The sequence below is a fragment of the Kitasatospora sp. NPDC057965 genome (genome assembly GCF_042887135.1).
Lineage (GTDB): Bacteria > Actinomycetota > Actinomycetes > Streptomycetales > Streptomycetaceae > Kitasatospora.
The window spans coordinates 1-24,533 of record NZ_JBHVPZ010000024.1 but is presented as its reverse complement, the minus strand read 5'-3'; the positions used below and the strand labels follow the sequence as shown (position 1 = coordinate 24,533).

Annotated in this window: 13 protein-coding genes; 11 read left to right on the top strand and 2 right to left on the bottom strand. The window is 76.5% G+C overall.

What is annotated here, in order from left to right; all coding sequences use genetic code 11:
* Positions 1 to 36 precede the first annotated feature (36 nt).
* Entirely contained in the window at positions 37 to 2,622 is a 2,586-nt protein-coding gene (locus ACFVVU_RS27710; RefSeq protein WP_387792940.1) for an ABC transporter permease, read from the bottom strand.
* A gap of 433 nt (positions 2,623 to 3,055) precedes the next feature.
* Between ACFVVU_RS27710 and ACFVVU_RS27705 the strand changes: the two genes are divergently transcribed.
* From ACFVVU_RS27705 to ACFVVU_RS27665, 9 genes are read left to right on the top strand one after another with little or no spacing between them, the layout of a single operon-like run.
* A complete protein-coding gene (locus ACFVVU_RS27705; RefSeq protein ID WP_387792938.1) occupies positions 3,056 to 6,352 on the top strand; it encodes an amino acid adenylation domain-containing protein in 3,297 nt (1,098 codons plus the stop codon).
* The gene (locus ACFVVU_RS27700; protein ID WP_387792937.1) at positions 6,349 to 11,919 is read left to right on the top strand and encodes an amino acid adenylation domain-containing protein; all 5,571 of its coding nucleotides are present in this window, start codon (positions 6,349 to 6,351) and stop codon (positions 11,917 to 11,919) included. The genes ACFVVU_RS27705 and ACFVVU_RS27700 overlap by 4 nt, the downstream gene beginning before the upstream one ends.
* The gene (locus ACFVVU_RS27695; protein WP_387792935.1) at positions 11,916 to 13,445 is read left to right on the top strand and encodes a class I adenylate-forming enzyme family protein; all 1,530 of its coding nucleotides are present in this window, start codon (positions 11,916 to 11,918) and stop codon (positions 13,443 to 13,445) included. Before ACFVVU_RS27700 ends, ACFVVU_RS27695 begins: the two co-directional genes overlap by 4 nt.
* Positions 13,442 to 16,525 (top strand): amino acid adenylation domain-containing protein, encoded by a 3,084-nt coding sequence (locus tag ACFVVU_RS27690; RefSeq protein ID WP_387792934.1) that lies wholly within the window; start codon positions 13,442 to 13,444, stop codon positions 16,523 to 16,525. Before ACFVVU_RS27695 ends, ACFVVU_RS27690 begins: the two co-directional genes overlap by 4 nt.
* Positions 16,526 to 16,557: 32 nt before the next feature.
* Positions 16,558 to 16,776 (top strand): MbtH family protein, encoded by a 219-nt coding sequence (locus ACFVVU_RS27685; protein ID WP_387792930.1) that lies wholly within the window; start codon positions 16,558 to 16,560, stop codon positions 16,774 to 16,776.
* Positions 16,773 to 17,036: a phosphopantetheine-binding protein gene (locus tag ACFVVU_RS27680; protein WP_380686192.1), complete on the top strand. Its 264-nt coding sequence runs from the start codon at positions 16,773 to 16,775 to the stop codon at positions 17,034 to 17,036. Before ACFVVU_RS27685 ends, ACFVVU_RS27680 begins: the two co-directional genes overlap by 4 nt.
* Positions 17,033 to 18,601, top strand: coding sequence for a condensation domain-containing protein (locus ACFVVU_RS27675; protein ID WP_387792929.1), 1,569 nt, complete (start codon positions 17,033 to 17,035; stop codon positions 18,599 to 18,601). Before ACFVVU_RS27680 ends, ACFVVU_RS27675 begins: the two co-directional genes overlap by 4 nt.
* Positions 18,598 to 20,664: a N,N-dimethylformamidase beta subunit family domain-containing protein gene (locus ACFVVU_RS27670; RefSeq protein WP_387792927.1), complete on the top strand. Its 2,067-nt coding sequence runs from the start codon at positions 18,598 to 18,600 to the stop codon at positions 20,662 to 20,664. The genes ACFVVU_RS27675 and ACFVVU_RS27670 overlap by 4 nt, the downstream gene beginning before the upstream one ends.
* Positions 20,627 to 21,100 (top strand): MarR family winged helix-turn-helix transcriptional regulator, encoded by a 474-nt coding sequence (locus ACFVVU_RS27665; RefSeq protein ID WP_387792926.1) that lies wholly within the window; start codon positions 20,627 to 20,629, stop codon positions 21,098 to 21,100. The genes ACFVVU_RS27670 and ACFVVU_RS27665 overlap by 38 nt, the downstream gene beginning before the upstream one ends.
* Before the next feature lie 62 nt (positions 21,101 to 21,162).
* Here ACFVVU_RS27665 and ACFVVU_RS27660 read toward each other — a convergent pair whose 3' ends face one another.
* Positions 21,163 to 21,642: an AfsR/SARP family transcriptional regulator gene (locus tag ACFVVU_RS27660; RefSeq protein ID WP_387793040.1), complete on the bottom strand. Its 480-nt coding sequence runs from the start codon at positions 21,640 to 21,642 to the stop codon at positions 21,163 to 21,165.
* Between the two features lie 77 nt (positions 21,643 to 21,719).
* Between ACFVVU_RS27660 and ACFVVU_RS27655 the strand changes: the two genes are divergently transcribed.
* Positions 21,720 to 23,564 (top strand): hypothetical protein, encoded by a 1,845-nt coding sequence (locus tag ACFVVU_RS27655; RefSeq protein ID WP_387792924.1) that lies wholly within the window; start codon positions 21,720 to 21,722, stop codon positions 23,562 to 23,564.
* A 158-nt stretch (positions 23,565 to 23,722) separates the two neighbouring features.
* The gene (locus ACFVVU_RS27650) at positions 23,723 to 24,496 is read left to right on the top strand and encodes a peptidoglycan-binding protein (RefSeq protein ID WP_387792922.1); all 774 of its coding nucleotides are present in this window, start codon (positions 23,723 to 23,725) and stop codon (positions 24,494 to 24,496) included.
* Positions 24,497 to 24,533: the final 37 nt, after the last annotated feature.

Sequence of the window (24,533 nt, the reverse complement as noted above, 5' to 3'; positions counted from 1 at the left end):
CCGAGTTCGGAGCTCGGCGCAGGAGGACGGTGACCGCTACGACGTGCGCATGGCGGCGATGGCGGTCATCCGGGCGACGCGGCGGGCCGGAAGGACGGCGGCGGCGAGTCCGGTGAGGACGGTGAGGGCGAGCGCGGCGAGGACGGGGAGCACGGGCGGGCCGCCGAGGGTCCCGAGGGTGGCGGTGACGGAGCGTGCGCCGGCCCAGCCGTAGCCGATCCCGAGGGCGGTGCCGAGCAGGGCGGTGGCGAGGGAGAGCAGCAGTGCCTCCAGGGTGAGCATGCGGCGCAACTGGCTGCGGGACATCCCGACCGCGCGCAGCATGCCGATCTCGCGGGAGCGTTCGCTGATGCTGAGGACGAGCGCGGCGGCGACGCCGAGGCCGGCGATGACGACGGAGAAACCGAGCAGGGCCATCGAGATCAGCATCATCCGGTCGAGCAGCGAGCGCAGGCTCTCGGCCTGGGCGGCGGTGTCGGTGACGGTGAGTCGCGGGTGGGCGGCGAGGGCGCGGTCCATGGCGCGGCGGGCGGTGGGGCGGTCGGTGCCGGCGGCGGGGGTGATCCAGACGGTGGTGGCGGGGGCCCCGGGGGCGATCCGGTCGAGGGTGGCGGGGGTGACCAGCAGGGTGGCGTCGGTCTGGAGGGTGAACGGGAGGGGGCTGCGGCCGGGTTCGACCCGCAGGGTGCTGTCGGGGCGGCCTCCGGTGCCGGTCACGGTGAGGGTGCGGCCGCTTTCGATGCCGCCGAGGGCGGCGCCGTCGGTCAGCGCGCGGGCGCGGTCGACGTCGTCGGCGGTGGGGATGAGCCCGGCGGGGTCGACGGCGGCGACCACGGTGTCGCGGCCGTCGACGCGCACGGTGGCCGAGCGGACCGGCGTGACGGAGAGTTCGCGCTCCCCGGTGAGCGCCGCGAGCGCCCCGTCGGGCAGGGCGCCACCACCGGCACCGGCACGATCATCACCGGCACCGGCACCATCACCACCGGCGGCCGTCGCCGAGAACACGCCGGGCTGGCGGGCGGAGAGCGCGGGCAGCAGCGAGTGGGAGGTGATCGACAGGGCGGTGACCGCGCCGACCATCACGGTCACCCCGAGCAGCAGCGCGGAGCCGGTGGCGCCGGTGCGCAGCGGGTTGCGGCGCAGTTGCCGGGTGGCGAGCCGGCCGGCGGTCCCGCCGAGACGGCGGGCCGGGCCGCCGAGCAGGGCGACCGCGGCGGGCAGCAGCCGGTGGGCGAGCCGCAGGACGCCGAAGAAGCTCGCGATGGCGCCCACGGTGACGGCGAGCAGCGAGAGCGGCGGCGCGGTGAGCGTCCCGAGCACGACCAGGGCGGTGCCGGCCACCAGCAGGAACACCGCCCACACGGTGGCCCGGAGCCGCGCGCCGGTGCCGCCCGCCCCGCCCGGCCCGGCGCCGTGTCCGGTGCCGCCGAGCGCGGCGATCGGCGGGACGGCGGAGGCGGCCTTGGCGGGGCCGCGGACGGCGAGCAGGGTGAGCAGGATGCCGAACAGCGCGGCGAGGACGCAGACCAGCGGCGAGGGGGCGAGCGAGAGGCGGACCGGGCCGAGGTCCGCACCGGCCGCGACGGCCTGGCCGACGGCGCAGATCCCGAGGCCGAGCAGCACGCCGGCGGCGGAGGCGCCCGTGCCGAGCAGCAGGCCCTGGCGGCGGATCAGCCGGCGGACCTGGACGCGGTCGGCGCCGATGCAGCGCAGCAGCGCCAGCTGGCGGGTGCGCTGGGCGAGCACGACGGTGAAGGTGTTGCCGACGACCATCCGGGCGACCGCGAGCGCGATCAGCACGAAGGAGAGCGCGGCGACCAGCACCACGCCGTACAGGGTGCCGCTCGACCTGGTGGCGTCCCGAACGGAGACCTCCCGGGTGTGCACCTCGGGCGCGGGGGCGGTGCTGCCGGGCGCCCCGCGCAGTGCCTCGCGCAGCGCCTCGACGGTACGGGTCGGCGAGGTGCCGGGGGAGAGCCGGAGGTCGAGCCGGGTCGCGACGGCGCCGACGGCGTACCGGTCGACGGCGTTCTCCGGGACGGCGATGACGGGCTGTCCGGAGAGGCTGGGCGCGCCGCGGCCGTCGAGGACGCCGGTGAGCCGGGCGGTGGCGGGCGTGCCGTCGGCCCGGGTGAGCCGTACGTCCGCGCCGGGGCCGAGGCCCAGACGCTGCGCGGTGTCGGCGTCGAGCATCACCTCGCCCGCTCCGGCGGGCCACTGCCCGGACTTGAGCAGTTGCCAGCGCAGGCCGGGGTCGGCGGCGACGGAGCTGACGACGGCGGCCGCGTCCAGCGGGCGTCCGTCGGCGGTCAGCAGTCCGCCGCGGCCGGTGAGGCGCGGGGCGAGCGCGGCGACGCCGGGCACCTGCCGCGCCCGGTCGGCCGTGGCGGTGGCCGTGGCGGTGGCGGTGTCCGGCGCGCCGCCGGCGGTCGGGAGGGTGATCTGCACGTCCCCGGGCCCGACCTCGGCCGCGGCGCTCTGGCCGAACGAGTCGACGAGGGCGCCGCTGCCGCTGACCGAGGCGATGAGGAAGGCCACGCCGAGGGCGACGGCGGCGCCGCTGAGGAGGAGTTGGCGCAGCTGCCCGCGGAGTTCGGCGAGGGTGTGGCGGTAGGTGGTCATCGTTCCCGGTCTGTCCGTGCGCGGCCGGTGTGCGGCTCGTCGTCGCTGGTCACCGGGGGTGTTCCCGATGATCGACTTCGAGCGTAGGAGGCGGGCGGGGCCCGTTCGGTAGCCATGAGGTCGTGTTCAGGTTCACACCGGCGTCGGAAGGCGGGCCCGCCCGTCTCCTCCTCGGGAGGTACGCCGCCCCCGAGGGGCCGGTTGTCCCGGGGCGTCCCCGCTCGTCCCATTGGTCACCCCGGCCCCACGGCCAAACTGGTCCAGACCATTGACGCTCCGAGGGGGGGCTTCCTAGCATGATCGACGTTGCGGCGGCCATACGGGGGCCCGCCGCCGATCCGCCGAGCGCGCTACTCCCTCCCACCCCGCGGGCATGTGGCCGGGCGTTGTCCGAGACTGCCGTTCCGCCGTGAGGCGAGTGCCGAGGAGTGTCATGTCCACGACCGTCCAGGAGTCCGTCCACGAACCCGGCCGGAGCGCCGGACCCGCACGGGAATCCGCCCTGACCGTCGGCCAGGAACGCCTCTGGTTCCTCGACCAGCTGGACCCGGGCGACCCCTCCTACAACATCCCGCTGGTGCTGCGCCTGACCGGCGAGCCGTCGACCGCGTCGCTGCGCGCCGCCCTCGACGGCGTGGTGGCCCGGCACGAGGCGCTGCGCACCCGCTTCCCCGCCGAGGACGGCCGGCCCGCCGCCGTCGTCGACGCGGCCGTACCCGTCCCGCTCGACCTCGCCGACCTGCGCGGACGCCCGCAGGACGAGGTGGCCGCCGCCCTCGCCGAGCGGGTCAACCGCGGCTTCGACCTCGCCGCCGGACCGCTGCTGCGCGCCGCCCTGCTGCGCACCGGCGAGCAGGAGCACGTGCTCTGCCTCGTCCTGCACCACATCGTCGCCGACGGCTGGAGCCTCGGCCTGCTGCGCACCGAACTCGCCGAGCGCTACGCCGCCCACCGCGCCGGCGGCCCCGCGCCCGAGCTGCCGGCCCCGCCCTCCTACGCCGCCCACGCCGCCGCCGAACGCGCCTGGCTGGCCGGGCCCGAGGCCGCCGCGGCGCTCACCTACTGGCGCGAGCGGCTCGCCGACGCGCCCGCCCTGGACCTGCCGCTGGACCGGCCCCGGCCCGCCGAACCGAGCAGCGCGGGCGCCTTCCACACCCGGATCCTGCGCGGCCTCGGCCCCGAACTCGACGCCTTCGCCCGCGCCCGCCGCCTCACCCCGTTCATGGTGCTGGCCGCCGCCTACCAGGCCCTGCTGCACCGCTGCACCGGCCAGGACGACTTCTGCGTGGGCGTGCCCACCGCCGCCCGCACCACCGTCGACAGCGAACGGACCGTCGGCTACTTCTCCTCCGCTCTCGTCCTGCGCGCCGACCTCACCGGCGCCCCCACCTTCGACACCCTGCTGCGCCGGGTGCGCACCGACTGGCTCGGCGCCCTCGGCCACGGCCGGGTGCCGTTCGAGCAGCTCGCCGAGGAGCTGCGCCCGGACCGCGACCCGGGGCGCACCCCGCTCTTCCAGACCCTGCTCACCGTGCACACCCAGGACGGCGGCGCCCTCGGCGAGCACGCCTTCGCCGACCTGCGCTGCGTCGAGATCGACGGCGGCCACACCGCCGCCAAGTTCGAACTCGCCCTGGACGTCCGCCCGGACGGCGACGACCTGCAGGCCGTCCTCGGCTACCGCGCCGACCTGCTGGACGAGCCGTGGGCCGTGCGGCTCGGCCGCCGCTTCGACACCCTGCTGCGCGCCGCCCTCGCCGCCCCGGACACCCCGGTGCACCTGCTGCCGCTGCTGGACGCCGAGGAACGCGCCGACGCGGCGGCCGGCTCGGCCGGGCCCGCGCTGCCCGGGCACCCGGCGACCGTGCTCGACGCGATCGACCGGGCGGCGTCCGAGCAGCCGGATGCCCCCGCCGTCGAGGGGCGGGACGCCGACGGGCGCGAAACCCGCCTCACCCGTGCCGGACTCGCCGACGCCTCGCGCGCCCTGGCCGCGCGACTGACGGCGGCCGGGGTGCGGCGCGGCGACCTGGTGGCGTTCTGCCTGCCGCGCGGACCGCACGCCGTGGTCGCCATGCTCGCCGCCTGGCGGGCCGGCGCCGGCTACCTGCCGCTGGACCCGGAGTACCCGGCCTCCCGGCTCGCCTTCATGCTGACCGACAGCGGCGCCACCGCCCTGGTCACGACGGACGGTGCGCCCGTCGAGGGACTGCCGGCCGCCGTTCCGGTGCTCGCCGTGACCGGGGGAGCCGACACCCCGTCCGCCGCCCCGCCCGCCGCCGGCGAAGCGGCCGCCGGCCCCGACGACCCCGCCTACCTCGTCTACACCTCCGGCTCCACCGGCACCCCCAAGGGCGTGCTCGTCCCGCACCGCGCGCTCGCCGCCCGGGTCGCCTGGATGCGCGAGGGCTACCGCCTCACCGCCGCCGACCGCGTCCTCCAGTACGCCTCGCTCTCCTTCGATACCTGCGCCGAGGAGGTCTTCCCGGCCCTCGCCGCCGGCGCCACCCTGGTCGTCGCGCAGGCCGGCGCCGCGCTGCCCGACCAGCTCGCCGAGCCCGCCGCCGCCGGCCTCACCGTCCTGGACCTGCCCACCCCCTACTGGCACCAGCTGGTCGCCGACCTCGACGCCACGCCCTGGCCGGCGGGCCTGCGGCTGCTGATCCTCGGCGCCGACCAGGTCCGCCCGGAGGCCGTCGCCGCCTGGCGGGCCCGGTTCGGCGACACCGTCCGGCTGGTCAACTCCTACGGGCCCACCGAGACCACCGTCATCGCCACCACCGCCGACCTCGGCGCGGCCGACACCGCCCGGCGCCCCCCGATCGGGCGGCCGATCGGGGGCACCACCGTCGCCGTGCTCGACCGACACGGCCGCCCCGTGCCGCCCGGCACCCCCGGCGAACTCGTCGTCGGCGGGGCCGGCGTCACCGACGGCTACCTAGGCCGCCCGGGCGCCACCGCCCGCGCGTTCGTGCCCGACCCGGACGGTCCGCCCGGCGCCCGCCGCTACCGCACCGGCGACCTGGTGCGCCGGCGCGGGGACGGCGCGCTGGAGTTCCTCGGCCGGATCGATGCCCAGGTCAAGGTGCGCGGCTACCGGGTCGAGCCCGGCGAGGTCGAGTCCGCGCTGCTCGCGCAGCCCGGCGTCGGCCAGGCCGCCGTACTGGCCCGCGCGGACCGCCTGCTCGGCTACGTCGTGCCGGAAGCCCTGCCGGACACCGAGCCGAACACCCCCGCCCCCGCCACCGACCCCGCCGCGCTGCGCGCCGCGCTCGCCGCCACCCTGCCCGCCCACCTCGTCCCCAACGCCGTCCTCGTCCTCGATGCCCTGCCGCTCACCCCCAACGGCAAGCTCGACCACCGCGCGCTGCCCGACCCCGACACCCGCCCCGAGCTGCGCGCCGCCTACCTCGCCCCGCGCACCGAGGCCGAGGAGCTGGTCGCCGAGGTCTGGCAGGAGGTCCTGGGCCTCGACCGGGTCGGCGTCCACGACGACTTCTTCGACCTCGGCGGCCACTCCCTCCTCGCCACCCGGGTCGTCGCCCGCATCCGCGCCGCGGCTGACCTCGCCGTGCCGCTGCGCACCCTCTTCACCCACCGCACGGTGGCCGCCTTCGCCGACGCCGTCGAAGCCGCCCTGGTCGCCGAACTCGACGCGCTGTCCGACGACGCCGCCGAGGAACTGCTCGCCGCGCAGGACGCCCTGGAAGGGACCGCTACGCCGTCATGAGCACCGACACCGCCCCCACTCCCACCCCTTCCGGGTCCTCCGCCGGGCTCACCGCAGCCAAGCGCGAACTGCTCAGCCGCCGCCTGCGCGGCCGCACCGCATCCCGGCAGACGATCGCCCGCCGCGCCGCCGACGCTCCGGTGCCGCTCTCCTACGCCCAGGAGCGGCTCTGGTTCATGGAGCAGTTCGCCCCCGGCACCGCCGCCTACAACATCCCGGTCGTGCGCCGGCTGCGCGGCCCGCTCGACGTCCCCGCCCTGCGCCGCGCCCTGGACGCCTCCCTCGCCCGGCACGAGACCCTGCGCTCGCGCTACCCGGCCACCGACGACGGCCGCCCGCTGCTGGTCATCGACCCGCCCGGCCCCGCCGACCTCACCCTCGCCGAGGCCGACGACGCCGCGCACGCCGAACGGCTGGTCGACGAGGCCGCCGCCGTTCCCTTCGACCTGGAGCACGGCCCGCTGCTGCGCGCCCACCTCGTCCGGCTCGCCGCCGACGACCACGTGCTGCTGCTCGTCGTCCACCACAGCGTCAGCGACGGCTGGTCCAGCGAGGTGCTGCTCGGCGAGGTCCTGCGCGGCTACGCCGCCCGCGCCGCCGGAAAGCCCGACCCACTGCCCGAACTAGCCGTCCAGTACGGTGACTTCGCGATCTGGCAGCGCGAGCGGCTGAGCGGTGACCGGCTGGCCGCCGAGGTCGCCCACTGGGCCCGCGAGCTGGCGGGCGTCGAACCCCTCGAACTCGCCTGCGCCGCCCCCCGGCCGCCGCGCCAGACCTTCGACGGTGCCGGTTACGGCTTCGAGGTCGACCGCGCGCTGCTCGACCGGCTGACCGCCCTCGGCAAGCGGTACGACGCCACCGTCTACATGGTGCTGCTCGCCGCCTTCCAGACCCTGCTCGCCCGGTTCAGCGGCCAGCGCGACTTCGCCGTCGGCTCGCCCATCGCCGGCCGACCCGAGCCCGAACTCGAAGCGCTGGTCGGCATGTTCGTCAACGTGCTGGCGCTGCCCGCCCGGCTGGACGGCGACCCGACCTTCACCGAGCTGCTCCGCCGCACCCGGGACACCTGCCTGGAGGCCTACGCCCACCAGGAGCTGCCGTTCGCCCAGCTGGTCACCGAGCTCAAGGTCCCCCGCGACGTCAGCCGCCCGCCGGTCTTCCAGGCCGTGCTCGCCGTGCAGAACTACGCGGTCCAGCGCGAGGCCGCCGCCTCCGGCGAACTCCCCGTCGAGGTGGAGCCGTTCGGCGTGCGCGCCAGCGGCACCCGGTTCGACCTGGAGCTGTTCCTCCAGGAGTGGCCGCAGGGCCTGCTCGGCTCGTTCAACTACAACACCGACCTCTTCGCCGAGGCCGACATCGCCCGCCTCGCCGAGCACCTGGGCCGGCTGCTGAGCGCCGTCGCCGACCGCCCGGACACCCCGCTGTCCGCCCTCGACGACCTCCCCGAGGCCGAACGCGCCTTCGAGATCGAGCGGTTCAACGACACCGCGGCCGACCGGCCGGCCACCACCCTGACCGCCCTGGTCGCCGAGCAGATCGCCCGCACCCCCGAGGCCGTCGCCGTCTCCTTCGAGGACGGCGCGAGCCTGACCTACCGTCAGCTCGACGCCGCCGCCGACCGGATCGCCGTCCGGCTGGCCGCCGAGGGCGTCGGCCCCGGCAGCCTCGTCGCGATCAGCGCCGAACGCTCGCCCGAACTCGTCGCCGGCCTGCTCGGCGTGCTGCGCACCGGCGCCGGCTACACCCCGCTGGAACCGGGCTACCCCGCCGAACGGCTCGCCTTCCTGCTCGCCGACAGCGCCGCCCCCGTCCTGCTCACCCAGCGGCGGCTGCCCGTCCCCGACGGCTGCACCGCCCGGGTCCTGCTCCTCGACGACCCCGCCGAGTGGCCCAAGGTCCGCGCCAAGGCCCCGCGGCCCGCCGGGCCCGCCCCCGACGACACCGCCTACCTGATCTACACCTCCGGCTCGACCGGCCGCCCCAAGGGCGTGCCCAACACCCACCGGGCCATCGCCAACCGCCTCCAGTGGATGCAGGACACCTACCGGATCGGCCCCGCGGACCGCGTCCTGCAGAAGACCCCGGCCGGATTCGACGTCTCCGTCTGGGAGTTCTTCTGGCCGCTGATCACCGGCGCCCGGATCGTCCTCGCCAAGCCCGGTGGCCAGAAGGACGCCGGCTACCTGCGCGACCTGATGGTGCGGGCCGGCGTCACGGTCGCCCACTTCGTGCCCGCCATGCTCACCGTCTTCCTGGCCGAGGACGGCATCGAGCGCTGCACCACCCTGCGCCGGGTGGTGTGCAGCGGCGAGGCCCTGCCGCCGGACACCGCGCGGGAGTTCACCACCCGCCTGCCCGACTGCGCGCTCGCCAACCTGTACGGGCCCACCGAGGCCGCCGTCGACGTCTCCTCCTGGGAGTGCGAGGGCCCGCTGCGGGTCGTCCCGATCGGGCTGCCGATCGACAACACCCGCCTGTACGTGCTGGACCGGGCCCTGCGGCCGGTGCCGCCCGGCGCCCCCGGCGAACTCCACATCGGCGGCACCGCCGTCGCCCTCGGCTACCACCGCCGCCCCGGCCTCACCGCCGCCCGCTTCGTCCCCGATCCCTACGGTCCGCCCGGCTCCCGGCTCTACCGCACCGGCGACCTCGCCCGCCGCCGCCCCGACGGCACCCTCGAACACCTCGGCCGGATCGACCAGCAGGTCAAGATCCGCGGCCTGCGCATCGAACCCGGAGAGACCGAGGCCGCCCTGCGCGCCCAGCCCGGCATCGCCGACGCCGCCGTGGTGGTCCGCGAGGACCGGCCCGGCGACAAGCGCCTCACCGGTTACCTCGTCCCCGCCCCCGGCGCCGACGAGCCCGACCCGGCTGCCCTGCGCGCCACCCTCAAGCGCACCCTGCCCGACCACCAGGTGCCCGCCGCCTTCGCCGTCCTGCCTGCCCTGCCGCTCACCCCCAACGGCAAGCTCGACCGCCGCGCCCTGCCCGCGCCGCGGATCCACCGTGATGCCGGGGCCGCCAAGCCCGCGACCGAGGCCGAACGGGTGCTCGCCGCGATCTGGGCCGAGGTGCTCGGCCTGCCCGAGGTCGGCACCGACGAGGACTTCTTCGACCTCGGCGGGCACTCGCTGCTCGCCACCCAGGTGGTCGCCAAGGCCCGCAAGCGGCTCACCGAGGCCGGCGCCCGCCCGGTCAGCGTGATGGACCTCTTCACCTGCCGCACCGTCCGCGACCTCGCCGCCCTCGCCACGCTCGACGAGCAGGACCGCGGCCCGCGCCGCCTGCTGCACCGGCTCACCCGGCCCGTCCCGGCCGAACGCCGCCGGCTCACCCTGGTCTGCGTCCCGTACGGCGGCGGCAGCGCCGTCGTCTACCAGCCGGTCGCCGACCTGCTGCCCGCCGACACCGAACTGTGGGCCGTCGCGATCCCCGGCCACGACATCGGCGTCACCGAACAGCACCTGCCCTTCGGCGAGTTGGCCGAACAGCTGGCCGCCGAGGTGCGCGAGCGGGTCGACGGACCGGTCGTCGTCTACGGCCACTGCGGCGTCGGCACCGCGCTCGCCGTCGCCACCGCCCGGCTGCTGGAGGCCTCCGGCCGGGAACTCGAAGCCGTCTACGCCGGTGCCCAGTTCCCGTTCGCCAAGCCGCGCAGCAAGGTGCTCACCGCGCTCAGCGGGATCGCCGCCCTGGAGCCGCTGCTCGGCGACCGGGTCTACCTCAACTGGCTCACCGGCATGGGCGTCGACACCTCCGAACTCGACCAGGAACAGGTCCGGTTCATCGTCGGCAACATGCGCCGCGACTCCAAGGCCGCCGAGGCGTACTTCACCCGCGCCATCGAGGAGGTCGCCGCCGGCGCGCCCCGGCTGCGCGCCCCGCTGGTCTCGCTGGTCGGCGACCACGACCCGGCCGCCGACTTCTACCAGGAGCGGTACCGCGAATGGCTGCTGCTCGCCGAGCGCTCCGCCGTCGCGGTGCTCGACCAGGGCGGGCACTTCTTCGTCAAGTACCGTGCGGCGGAGGTCGTCGAGGCCGTCACCACGGTGCACCGCGCCGTCCTCGACGGGCGGACCGACACTCTGCCCGCGCGCGGCCCGGACAGCTCCTGGTGGTTCCACGGCGAGACCGGCGCACCGGTCCGCGAGGAGGAGGCACGGCAGCCGCAGGAGCCGGTGGCGGAGGGACCGCAGCCCAGCATGGGCCGCTTCCTGGCCGTCGCCGCGGGCCAGTTGGTCTCCATCACCGGCTCGTCGCTCACCGAGTTCGCGCTGCCGATCTGGATCCTGCTGGAGACCGGCTCGATGGCCCGGTACGCGCTCTACGCCGTCATCGCCATGCTGCCCGGCATCGTCGTCGGCCCGCTGGCCGGCGCCCTGGTCGACCGACTGGACCGGCGCAAGGTCATGCTCGCCGGGGACATCGGCGCCGGGGCCACCCAGGCCGCCATGCTCGCCCTGCTGCTGGCGGGACAGCTGCACTCCTGGCAGGTCTACGTCCTGCTCGGCGTGCTCTCCGTCGCCCTCACCTTCCAACGCCTCGCCTACGCCTCCGCGGTGCCCCAGATCGTCCCCAAGCAGTACCTGGGTCATGCCAACGGAGTCGTCCAACTCGCTTTTGGAGCAGCGCAGTTCGTCGTTCCTCTGGTCGCCGTCGCGCTGCTCGCCGCGATCGGCCTGCGCGGCATCCTGATCATCGACGTGGCCAGCTACACCGTCGCCGTGGGCATCCTGCTGGCGGTGCGCTTCCCGCGCACCCTGCCGTGGACCAGGCGCGAACCGCTGGTGGAGGAGATCAAGCAGGGCTTCGGCTACTCCTGGCGCCAGCGCGGCTTCCGCTCCATGCTGCTCTGGTTCGCCGGACTGAACGTCTTCCTCTCCCCGCTGTTCCTGCTCACCACCCCGATGGTGCTCGCCTTCTCCGACCTGAACGGCGCCGCCCGGGTCGCCGTCGCCGGCGGCGCCGGGGCCCTGCTCGGCGGCATCGCCATGGGCTTCTGGGGCGGACCGCGCCGCCACCGGCTGCGCGGCATGCTCGGCCTGGCCGCCGTCCTCGCCCTGGCCGGCGCCGTCACCGGCCTGCACGCCGGACTCTGGGTGATCGCCGCCGGCGCGTTCGGGATGTCCTTCGCGCTCTCCCTGGTCAACGGCGTCTACTCGACGATCGTCCAGGTCAAGGTGCCGCAGCGGTTCCACGGCCGGGTCTTCGCGCTGAACACCCTGGTCGCCTGGTCCACCCTGCCGCTCGGCCACGGCGTGATCGCCCCGCTCGGCTCGGCCGTGTTCGGCCCGCTGATGGAGCCGGACGGCGCGCTCGCCCCGGTCTTCGGCCCGCTGATCGGCACCGGACCCGGGCGCGGCATCGCCCTGATGTACGTGCTGTTCGGGCTCGCCATGCTCGTCCTGGTCGCCGTCGGCCTGCGGCTGCCCGCCCTCGCCCGCTTCGACCGCGAGGTGCCGGACGCCGAGCCGGACGACCTGGTCGGCCTGCGCGAACGCGCCCGCGTGGCCGCCGCCCGCGCCGCCGCCCGCAGGACCTCGGACGCCACCCGGGAGGCCGCGTGAACCGCGCCGTCCCCACCGGCCTGCCCCAGCTGCTCGCCCACCGGGCCGCCGCCCACCCCGAGCGGACCGCCGTCGTCAACGGCGCCGACCGGCTCGACTTCGGCGCCTGGCAGGCCCGCTCCGGAGCCCTCGCCGCCGCCCTGCGCGCCGCCGGACTGCGCCCCGGCGACCGGGTCGGCCTGCGCCACGGCACCGCCGACTGGGCGGCCTACGCCGTCGCCCACCTCGCCGTGCTGCGGGCCGGCGGCGTCGCCGTCCCGCTCTCCGACCGGCTCGCGCCCGCCGTCACCGCGCACGCCCTCGCCGACTCGGGGGCGGCGCTGCTGCTGCACACCGGAAGCACCCCGGACGTCCCCGGGGTGCGCACCCTGACCGAGGCCGACGCCGCCGGCCACCCCGCCGAGCCGGACCTGCCGCCCGTCGACCCGGGCGCGCCCGCCCAGATCCTCTACACCTCCGGCACCACCGGCACCCCCAAGGGCGTCACCGCCACCCACGCCAACCTGGCGTACGGCTGCACCCTCGACGAGCGCCGCCGCCCGCTGCGCCACTCCCGGGCCTTCCTGCACGCCTTCCCGGTCGGCACCAACGCCGGGCAGACCATGCTGGTCAACGCGCTCAACGCGCACGCCACCTGCGTCGCCGCCCCGCAGTTCACCCCGCTGCGGTTCGTCCGGCTGATCGCCGAACACGACATCGGCAGCGTCTTCCTGGTCCCCGCCATGGCGATCGAACTGCTCGCCTCGGCGGCCCTGGCCAAGGCCGACCCGAGCGGCGTGCGGCTGGTCGGCTCCACGGCCGCCGCGCTGCCCCAGCCGGTCGCGCTGGCGCTCAGCAAGGCCTTCCCGCGCGCCCAGATCGCCAACTACTACACCTCCACCGAGGCCGCCCCCGCCCAGATCACCCTGCTGTTCGACCCCGAGCACCCGGACTCGCCCGGGCAGCCCGCCTCGCTCGCCGACCTGCGGATCACCGACGCCGACGGCCGGCCGCTGCCGCCCGGCGAGGCGGGCGAGCTGTGGCTGCGCTCGCCCACGGCGCCGCGCGGCTACCTCGGCGAGCGCGACGGCGCGGTGTTCCAGGGCCGGTGGGTGCGGATGGGCGACCTCGGCCGGATCGACGCCGACGGCTTCCTGCACCTGCTCGACCGGGAGAAGGACGTCGTCAAGTCCGGTGCCCACAAGGTCTCCACGCTCCAGGTCGAGAACGCCCTGCACGCCCACCCGCTGATCGCCGACGCCGCCGCGTTCGGCGTCCCGCACCCCGTGCTCGGCGCGGTGGTCGCCGCCGTGCTGGTGCCCGCACCGGGCGCCGAGCCGCCGACCGCCGCCGAGCTGCGGACCTTCCTGCTCGGCCACCTCGCCGCGCACGAGCTGCCGGCCACCGTGCTGTTCCGCGAGGCGCTGCCGCGCAACGAGGGCGGCAAGGTGCTCAAGCGCGAGCTGCGCCGACTGGTGGCCGGTGACGGCCCCGTCGAGCCCCCCACCGCCGGCCAGACCCCGACCACCAGCGAGGCCAACCGATGACCACCCCGCTCAGTCCCGCCCAGCACGGCATCTGGCTCACCGAGCAGACCCTCGACGCCGGTGCCGCCTACCACCTCGCCGTCACCGTGGAGTTGACCGGCCCGCTCGACACCGCGGCCCTCGCCGGGGCCTGCGCCCGGGTGGTCCGGCAGCACCCGGTGCTCGCCGGGCGGATCGACCCCGACGGCCCCACCCTGCGGCCCGGGCCCGCGCCCGGGCTGCGGACCGTCGACTGCCCGGCCGAGGACCTGGAGAAGCTGCTCGCCGACGAGGGCGCCGCCCGCTTCGACCTGGCGGCCGGCCCGCTCGCCCGGTTCACCCTGTACCGGACGGCCGCCGAGCGGCACGTGCTGCTGGTCACCGCCCACCACCTGGCCTTCGACGGCGAGTCCAAGGACCGGCTGGTCGCCGACCTCACCGCTGCCCACCGGGGCGAGCCGCTCGCCGCCCCGCCCGTCGTCGCGGTGGCGGACGGCGGGCCGTCCGCCGAAGCCGCCGGGCCGTCCCCCGAAGCCGCCGCCGGGTACTGGGCCGAGCGGTGGCGCGAGCCCGGCCTGCCGGTCCTGCCCGGGCTGCGGCCCGTCACCGACCCGGGCACCGCCCCCGGCACCCTGCCCGGGCCCGGGGCCGCCACCGGGTTCCGGCTCGACGGTGCCCGGCACGCCGCGCTCGTCGCCACCGCCGAGCGCCTGGGCGTCACCCGCTTCGAACTCCTGGCCGCCGCCTGGCACGCGCTGCTGCTGCGCTACGGCAACCCGGTGCCGGCCACCGCCGTCGAGCTGTCCGTCCGCCGCCCCGGCGAGCCGGTCGCGGTGGGCCTGGCCGTCAACGAACTGCCGCTGTTCACCGCCCCGTCGGCGGACGCGTCGTTCGCCGAGTTCGCCCGCTCGGTGCGGGCCGGGCTGCGGGAGCTCTACCCGCACCGGGACATCCCGCTCGGGCGGGCGGTGCGCGGGCTCGCCCCGCGCACCGCGCTCACCCCGCTGTCCGTCAGCTACCGCCGCCGCCCCGCCGGCACGCCGCAGCCCGACTTCGGCCCCGGCGTCGCCGCCACCGTCCGCTGGATCGGCTTCGCGGGCACCGCCCGCAACCTCGCCCACCTGCAACTCGTCGACTCCGAAGGCTCCTTGGACGTCAGCCTGCAGTACCGGACGGAGGCCTTCGGGCCCGGCGCCGCCGAGCGGATCGCGGGCCACCTCGCCACCCTGCTGGACGGCGCGCTCGCCGACCCCGCCACCCCGGTCGGCGATCTGCCGCTGCTCGGCGCCGACGAGCTGGCCGCCCAACTCGCCGCGCCCGCGACGGAACCCGGGCTCGCCCGGGCGACCGTCCCGGCGCTGTTCGCCGCCCGCGCCGCCGCCGCCCCGGAGGCCGTCGCCCTGGTCGCCGACGGCACCGCGTACCGCTACCGGGAACTCGCCCGGCTGGTGGCGCACGCCGCCGCCGCGCTCACCCGGCACGGCGCCGGGCCCGGCGCCCTGGTCGGCATCGCACTGCCGCGCTGCCGGGACCAACTCGTCGCCGTGCTCGGTGTGCTGGCGGCCGGTGCGGCCTATCTGCCGCTCGACCCGGAGTACCCCGCCGACCGGCTCGCCTTCCTGCGCGCCGACTCCGGCCTCAACCTGCGGATCACCCGCGAGCCGTCGGCTCCCGGCGACCTCGCCCCGGGCGACCTCGCGCCCACCGATGCGTCCGCCGACGCGGACGTCGACCTGCCGACCGGCCCTCCGCCCGAGCATCCCGCCTACGTCCTCTACACCTCCGGCTCCACCGGCACCCCCAAGGGCGTCGAGGTGCCGCACGGCGCGCTCGCCAACCTGCTCGGCAGCCTGCGCGACCACCTCGGCGCCCGCCCCGAGGACCGCTGGCTCGGCCTGACCTCGCTCTCCTTCGACATCTCCACCGTCGAACTGCTGCTGCCGCTCGTCACCGGCGGCCGCGTCGTCCTGGCTCCCGAGGGCGCCCGCCGCGACGGGCCCGCACTCCTCGACCTGATCGCGCGCGAGGGGGTGAGCCACGTCCAGGCCACGCCCAGCGGCTGGCGGGTCCTGCTGGAGGCGGGCCTCGCGGGGGCGCGCTCCGGCGGCCTGACCGCACTCACCGGCGGCGAGGCCCTGCCCGCCCCGCTCGCCGCCGACCTCGCCGCCGCCACCGCCCGGCTGGTCAACGTCTACGGCCCCACCGAGACCACCGTCTGGTCCACCCTGGCCGAACCCGCCGCCCCCGACGGCCGGGTGAGCATCGGCGCACCGCTCGCCAACACCCGTGCCTACGTCCTCGACGAGCGGCTGCGACCCGTCCCGTACGGGCTGCCCGGCGAGCTGTACCTCGGCGGCGCGGGCGTCGCGCACGGCTACCGGGGCCGCCCCGGGCTGACCGCCCGCCGTTTCCTGCCCGACCCCTACGGCCCGCCCGGCGCCCGGATCTACCGCACCGGCGACCTCGTCCGGCGCCACCCGGGCGGCGGACTGGAGTTCGTCGGCCGCGCCGACACCCAGGTCAAGCTGCGCGGCCACCGGATCGAACTCGGCGAGATCGAGGCCCGGTTGGCCGACCACCCGGCCGTCGCCCAGGCCGCCGCCACCCTGCACGGCCCCGACGGGGACCGCCGCCTCGCCGCCTACGTCGTCCCCGCCGGGCCCGCCGCGCCCAGCGCCGAGGAACTGCGTGCGCACCTCGCGGCCACCCTGCCGGCCGCCGTCCTGCCGGGCACGTACACCGTGCTCGACGCGTTCCCGCTCACCCCCAACGGCAAGCTGGACCGTGCCGCGCTTCCCGAGCCCGCCGTCGAACGCGCCGTCGAGCGCGGCGGGCCGGCGGACCCGGGCGGAACGGGGGAGGAGCCGGACGCCGGCCCGGACACCGTCGCCGTGCTCGCCATCTGGCGCGAGGTGCTGCGGCTGGACGACCTCGGTCCCGACGAGGACTTCTTCGACCTCGGCGGCCACTCGCTGCTGATCACCGCGATCGCCGCCCGGATCCGCCAACAGCTCGGCGTGGCCGTGCCGTTGGACGTCTTCTTCGACACCCCCACCGCGCGCGGCGTCGCCGCCGCCGTCACCGACCTGCGTCAGGAGTGAACCCCATGAGTCCTGTGAGCCCCGTGAACCCCGTGAGCAGCACCGAAGCCCCGTACCGGGTGGTCGTCAACGACGAGGAGCAGCACGCCCTCTGGCCCGCCGCCGCCCCGCTGCCCGCCGGCTGGCGCGCCGAGGGGTTCACCGGCACCGAGGAGGAGTGCGCCGCCCACGTCGACCGCGTCTGGCCGGACATCCGCCCGCTCAGCCTGCGCCGCCGCCTCGCCGAGCAGACCGGTGGTGATGCCCGATGACCGCCCCCGCCGACCCCGCCCCCGTACGCGCCCGCCTCGCCGAACTGGTCAGCGCCGCCACCGACGGGCAGCTCACCGTCGCCGAACTCCTCGCCTCCGAGGACTCGTTGACCGCCCTCGGCGTCTCCTCGCTGGCCCTGCTGCGGCTCGCCGACAGCCTGGAGGAGGAGTTCGAGGTGCTGATCGACCTCGGCGACCCCGCCCTGCACGCCGAGGGCCTGACCGCCCTCGCCGCCCGCCTGTACGGGCACGCCGGATGAACGGAGCGACCACCGCCGCAGGCCCCGCTTCCACAACGGCCCGCACCGCCCCCTCGGCCGTCCCCTTCAGCGTCGCCTTCACCGGCACCCGGGCCGGTCGCGCCCCGCTCACCTGGGGCCAGCGCGCGATCTGGCACGCCATCGGCCGCACGGCGCCCAACGATCACTACTTCAACCTCGGCCGGATCCTCCCGCTCGCCGACCGCGGCGCGCCCGTCGACGAGCCGCGGCTGGCGGCGGCCGTCGCCGCGCTGCTCGACCGGCACGAGGCGCTGCGCACCCGGCTCGCCCTGGGCGAGGACGGCGAGCCCGGTCAACTCCTCTGCGCGGAAGGGGAGATCGCTGTCGAGGTGCGCGAGGAGGCAGACCCGGCGCGCACCGGGCCGGCCGCCGAGCAGCTGCTGGCCAAGCTCACCGGACGGCGCTTCGACTACACGGGGGAGTGGCCCGTGCGCTTCGGCGCGGTGCGCTGCGGCGGGCGGATCACCCACGTCGTGTTCGCCCTGTGCCACCTCGCCGCGGACGGTCACGGCGCCGAGGTGCTGGTGCGCGACCTGCGGCTGCTGGTGCGGCGCGGTTCGGCCGGCCGCCCCGCCGCCGTCACCCCGTACGACCTCGCGCACGCGCAGGCCGGACCGGCCGGGCGGCGCCGGGGCGCGGCGGCGCTGGCCCGCTGGGAGGCCGACCTGCGGCGGATGCCGCCGACGATGTTCGCCGAACCGGTGGCCGAGCCGCGCGCGCCCCGGTTCTGGACCGGGCGGCTGGTGTCGGCGGCGCTGCCCCGGGCGGTGGACGCGCTCGCGGCCGTCCACCAGGTCAGCGGCTCGACCGTGCTGCTCGCCGCCGCCGCGGCCCTGGTCGCCGCCGACCGCGGCCACCCGTCGGCGGCCGTCATGCCGATCGCCGGGAACCGGGCCGCCGCCGATCACCGTGACCTGGTCAGCACGCTCTCCCAGGACGCCCTGGTCGTGCTCGACCTGCCCGAGGACCTCGACGGCGGCGCCGTCTTCACGGACCTGCTGCCCGCGGCCTGGCGGGCCGCCCTGGCCGGCTACCGGGCGGCCGCCTACGACCCGGTGGAGTGGGACGCCCTGCTCGCCCGGATCGCGCGCGAACGCGGCACCGAGGTGCATCCGTACTGCTGCTTCAACGACATGCGGCTCGTGGAACGGCCGCTGTCGGCCGCGGAGTTGCCGACGGCGGAGGAGCTGGCCGGGCTGCGGCGGCGCACCGTGCTGGACTTCCCGGCCACCCAGGAGCTGGTCGCCTGCCGGTACTGCCTGCACCTCACCGGCGACGACTCGGCGCTCACCGTCACGCTCACCGCCGACACCGCTCACCTGCCGCCCGCGGCGATCCACGCCCACCTGCGGGCGATCGAGGAGGTGCTGGTCGCCTCGGCCGCCGGTGACCCGCCCCGGCTCGCGGCACTGCCCGGGCTGCTGGACCGGTTCACCGACCGCGTGTCCACCGACCGCGTGTCCATCGCCGAGCACGGGTCGGCCGCCGAGCACGCGTCCGCCGCCGACCGCGAGTCTGCCGAGCACCGGGACCCGGCCTCGTGACGGCGGCCGACCCCGACGGCGTCCCCCGTCCGCTCGCCGCCGCCGAGGCGACCTCCTGCGTCCAGGGCGGCCGGCTCCGCTTCCGCCTCGGCGCCCGGGGCATCGCGGGCCGCCCGCTGCGCGGCCGGGTGGTCGTCACCGACGAGGTGAGCGGGGAGGTTCGGCTGAAGGCGGCCCTCACCGGCGTCACCCGGTGGGAGCTCGACGTCCCCGCGCACTGGCCGAGTTCGCTCTACCGGGCCAGCTTCCACGACGAGCGCCCCGAGCAGCCCGCGCCCGAGTGCGACGCGGAGCACGAGGTGTGGTTCGTCGTGCGCGCCGCCCGCCCCGGCGCCGGTTCCGGCATCCTGGTCTCGATCCCGTTCGCCACCTGGCGCGCCTACCACCGGGCCGGCCAGACCGGCCGGGGCCTCTACTACGCCGAGCAGCCCGACCGCGCCGCCCGGGTCAGGATCGACGCCCCCGGCGGCGGACCGCCCCCCGAGCGCTGGGAGGAGCCGCTGCTGCGCTGGCTGCCCCGGGCGGGGTACCCGGTCGAGTACTGCTCGGGCTTCGACCTGGACGACCGCTCCTTCACCCGAGCCCTGTCCCGCTACCGGCTGTTGGTGGTCAACGGGCACGACGAGTACTGGTCCGCCGGCATGCGGGACCGCGTGGAGGAATTCGCCCGCCGGGGCGGCAACCTGGCGTTCTTCGCGGCCAACACGGCCTGGTGGCAGATCCGGATCGAGGAGGAGCCCGACGGCGGTCGCTCGCTGGTCTGCCACCGTGATGCCGCCGCCGACCCGGTGACCGCCACCGACCCGCGCCGGGCCACCGTCGAGTGGTCCAGTTCCCCGGTCGAGCGGCCCGAGAACGCCATGACCGGCGTCAGCTTCCGCAACGGCGCCGGAGCCTGGGGCGACGGCATGGCGGTGATCGGCCGCGAGTCCTACACCGTGCGCTTCGCCGACCACTGGGTCTTCGAGGGCACCGGCCTGGCCGACGGCGAGGTCTTCGCACGCGGCTCGCTCGGCTACGAGACGGACGCCGCCGAACTCGACTGGTCCGCCGGTGTGCCCCGGGCCACCGGGCGGGACGGCACACCGCGCTCCTTCGCCGTGCTCGCCACCGCCGATCTGCGGCACTGGCGCCGGCACGGACAGGGCGGCTGGGCGACCATGGGCGTGTTCCGGCTCGGCGCCGGCACCGTTTTCAACGCCGCCACCATCAACTGGGGCCGGGCACTGGGTGACCCGGTGGTCGACCGGATCACCCGCAATGTGCTGGACCGGCTCGGCGGCGCCGCACCGGTGCCGCGCTGGCACACCGTCGGGCGGGCGGACGGCGTCCGCGCGCTCGCCGCCTGCGAGGGACTGCTGTTCGCGGTGGCCGCCGACGGCACCACGCTGCTGCACCGGGAGCCGTCCGACCAGAACCTGCCGTGGACGCCGTGCCCACCGGCCGAGCGCCCACCGGCCGCGGACCCACTGACCGAGCGCCGGCTGCCGAGGATCCGCTGCCTCACCGCACCGCGCGAGGCCGCCGGCCCGATCCCGCTGGCCCTGCTCGCCGTCACGGAGGACGACCGCCTCCTCGCCCGCGACCCCGTCCCCGGCCCGGCCCCCTGGACCCCCGTCGGCCGCACCCCGCCCGGCACCGCAGCCCTCGCGATGTGCGACGGCACGCTGTTCGCCGTCACCCCGCACGACGACACCCTGCACCACCGCCCCGCCACCGACCCGGACGCCCCCTGGCGCCCCCTGTGCCGCGCGGGGAACGCCACCACCCTCACCGTCCTCAACGGACGCCTGCACGCCACCACCCCCGCCGGCCTCACCACCCGCCCGCCGACCACCACCCCGGACCCACCCTTCACCCCCGCCACCCCGTTCCCCGCGACCCGCACCCTCACCTCCCACGCCGGCCGGCTCCTCTCGACCACCCCCACCGGCCACCTCCTCACCCACCCCGCCCCGCTGACCCAGGGCGCCGGGCCGGGGCCGTCCAGTACGGTGAGGGCGAACGAGAGGAGGGGCGGGGCGGATGTCCACAGAGCCCGGGGGTGGTCTGAGTGCCGATGAGGCGGTCCGTGCGATGCTGCTTCTCATGCCGAGGGTGGCGGCGCGGTTGAAGCGCACGCCGGTGCCCGAGCGGTTGCGTTCGGCGAATCTGGCTCCCCGTCATCTGTCGATGCTGTCGTATCTGGTGTTCGACGGGCCGATGCCGGTGAATCAGCTGGCGGCGCGGCTGGAGGTGGCGCCGACGACGGTGAGTCTGATGGTGAGTGATCTCAGTCGGCAGGGTGTGGTGGAGCGCAAGGCCGATCCGGCGGACCGTCGTCGTACGATCGTGGCGATCACGGAGGAGCCGGAGACCAGGGCGGCGATCGAAGGCTGGCTGGCGAACGGTGCGGCCTCCTGGCGCAGTGCCTTCGAGCCGCTGGCGCCCGAGGAGCGCGCGCTGTTCGTCCGCACCATCGAGGCCTACGAGAACGGCGCCTCCGGCTCCCGCGACTGAACCACCACCGCAACTGAACCACCCCCGCGACCGACCCACCCCCGCGGCCACCGCGCGGTTCGTCAGACGCGCTCCAGCAACGGGTCCTGGCGCAGGATGGCGCGGTGGACGCCGGCGAGCTCCGCCCCCGGCTCGATGCCGAGTTCGTCGACGAGCCGGCGGCGGGTCCGCTGGTAGAGCGCGAGCGCCTCCGCCTGCCGGCCGGTGCGGTAGAGCGCCCGCATCAGCAGGGCCTGCGGCTGCTCCCACAACGGCTGTCCGGTGGCCAGCCGCCGCAGCCGGGCGACCGCCTCCTCCGACCGGCCGAGCGCCAGGTCCGCCTCGGCCACCAACTGCTCGGCGCCGAGCCGGACCTCGTCCAGCCGGGCGGCCTCCCACTGGAACGCCGGCAGGTCCTGGAGCTCGCCCAGCGTCGGACCCCGCCAGAGCCCCAGTGCCTCCCGGGCCGAGGTGCGGGCGGCGGCCGGGTCGCCGGCGGCGAGCGCGGCCCGGGCGGCGTCGAGCCGCCGCTCGGCGCGCCGGTGGTCGAGCTGCTCGTCCAGGACGGTGAGCCGGTAGCCGGACGGGCCGCCGAGCAGACGCGGAGCCGATCCGCCGTCCGCTGATCGCGCTGTCGCAGGTGGCCGGGACGGCCGCCGCCGTCGTCCGGCTGGGCGACCGCGCGCTCTCGGGGGATCTGCGCGCGGACCAGCAGACCCTGATGGACGCGCTGGACCTCGGGGGCAATCTGACCGGCGCGGTCGGCAAGGGCGCGAAGGTCCTGCGGATCACCGGGGGAAGCGGGGCGCTGGACTTCGTCGCCCGGGTGGACGGCGTGCTCGGAACCACCCAACTGGTGGTCGCCAACGCCGATCTGGCGTACCGGCTGAACGAGGCCGTGGCCCGCGGCGAGCAGCGGGAGGTCCTGGCCGTACTGGGGGAGGCGGCCGTGTCGGGCGCCCTGCTGAAGCTGGGCGCGGCGGCCGAGCAGGCCGGGGAGGAAGGGGAGGGCGGTGAGGGCGCGGAGGCCGGGAGTGCCGCCGCCACCGGCGCCCCGGTCGTGCTGCGGCACGCCACCGTCGACCCGCGCTTCGTCGCGGCGCTGCCGGTCGAACTGCGGGACTCCGTCGAGGTGCTGGAGGGCGGCGGGCGCACCGTCCAGGTCCGGCACGCATTCGACGCGCTGGGCCGGGCCCGGATGTGGATCGCCGCCGGTCCGGACGCCACCGCCGAGGACGCCGCGCACCACCTGGCCGCCATTCGCGAGGTCCAGGACGCCCGGAGCCTGCGCGGGGGCCTGCGGACGCTCGGCGAGCAGGCCGGCGTCCTGTTCGGCGGCGCGTACGTGCCGGTGCCCGGCACCCGGGCCTGGGACGCCGCGCGGGAGATCGAGAAGCTGACGTCGATGATCGCGGCCGAACGGGGCGCGAGCCGTCCGGACCGGGCCAGGATCGCCGATCTCAAGCAGCAACTCGCCGAGCACCGCAGGACCTTGGCGCAGCGGAGTACCGAGCAGGGCGGAGTGATCGCCGCCGAGGACCGGCGCGGCCGCAAGCGCGGCGAGGGCCCGGTCCGGCTGGACCCGGCCGGCCAGGCCCGGGCGGCGGAGAAGGTGCAGCGCACGGACCGGGCGCTCGCCCGCTCGGCGAGCGCCACCGCGGAGCAGACGGCCGCCGCCGGTGCGGCGGGCCACGGCCTGGCCGTCCAGGCCGGGCTCCGCCCGCCCCGCCCCGCCGCGTTGGACGGCTGGTTCGGCCGGGTCGGCCGGCTGCCGCACGAGCAGCGCATCGCCGAACTCGACGCCCTGGTGGCACTGGGTGGCCGTTCGGCGCGGGAACTGGACTACCTGGTCTGGCTGCGGCGTTCCTGGGTGCTGCGGCAGGAGGCGGAGGAGGCCGGCGGCGCGGTCCGGGCCGGCGGGGGAGAGGAGGCCAACCTCCGGACCCTTCGCGAGGCCGGGGCCGAGGAGGTGCGCGAGAAGAGCCGGCCGCTGATCGAGGTGATGCGCGCGAAGGGGCCGAACTACCGCGACCGGAGCCGGATCGACTTCGACGAGGTGACGGGCCGCGAGGCCTGGCAGGCCAGAGTGGCCCGGGCGGTCGCGGAGAAGACGAACCCGCCGACGCTGGACACCGACCACCTGGTGGCCCTCGACCGGATCACCAAGCTGGACGAACTCGTCCCGGTGCTGCGGCTCTACCTGGCGGCGTCGCGCGGGGTCCGGGCGGAGCTGTACGAGCACCTCAAGGGCCTCGGCGACCACGAGGACAACCTCCGTCGGATGGACGGTCCCGCCAACCGCAGCAAGAACAACCGCAGTTGGTACGAGTTCAGCTACGACGACGCGGCCCGCTACGGCTACACCCCGAAGCAGGTGAACGAGATGCGGGCGCTGGAGGACAAGGCGCTGGCCGCCCTCCTGCGCCGGATCGAGAAGCTGCGGGCGGACTACGCGCCCCGGGTGCACGGCGGCGCCGGGCGCTGACCTCGGGCCCACCGCCCGTCCCCGAACACCCGCGCCCTGCACGCCCGCCGCACGTCCGTTGCACGCGGGCTGCATGCGGCGGGCGGCACGCTCCGAGCAGCACGGACGCGGGCCCAGGGACGGCCCGCGCGGAACGGAACCAACAGGGAGACACGGCCATGAAGTTCGTCAGTCGCGCCGAGTGGGGCGCCCGGGCGGCCCGCAACGGCCATCCGGCGGTGCCGGCCAACCGGGGCGTCAAGATCCACTACCTGGGCGGCCCGTACAGCGCCGACGAGCACGGCACCTGCGCGGGGTACCTGCGCAAGATCCAGAACAGCCACATGGACGGCAACGGCTGGTCGGACTTCGCCTACAACCTCGCCGTCTGCGAGCACGGTTACGTCTTCGAGGGCCGCGGCCGCAACACGCAGAACGCCGCCAACGGCAACACCACGCTCAACCGCGACCACTTCGCCGTCCTCGCCCTCGTCGGCGACAGCGGGCACACCGCCCCGAGCGCCGACCAGGTCACGGGACTGCGGGACGCCGTCGCCTACCTGCGCGCCAACGGCGCCGGCCGGGAGATCCGCGGCCACCGGGACGGCTACGCCACCGAGTGCCCGGGCGCGCCGCTCTACCACCTGGTCACCTCCGGCGCGCTGGAGCCGGGCGGGGGCGGCACGACGACGCCCGCGGGCGGCGGCTGGGCGCCGTTCCCGGGATCGGAGTGGTTCCGCACCGGCCCGAGCAGCCCACTGGTCACCGCCATGGGCCGCCGTCTGGTGGAGGAGGGCTGCGGCGCCTACCAGCAGGGCCCCGGCCCGCAGTGGGGCGAGGCCGACCGCCGGAGCTACGCCCGCTGGCAGCAGAAGCTCGGCTACGCGGGCACCGACGCGGACGGCTGGCCCGGCGCCTCCTCCTGGGCGCGCCTGCACGTTCCGCAGTCCTGACCCCCGTTCGCCACGCGGCGGCGCCCGCCACCCGCAC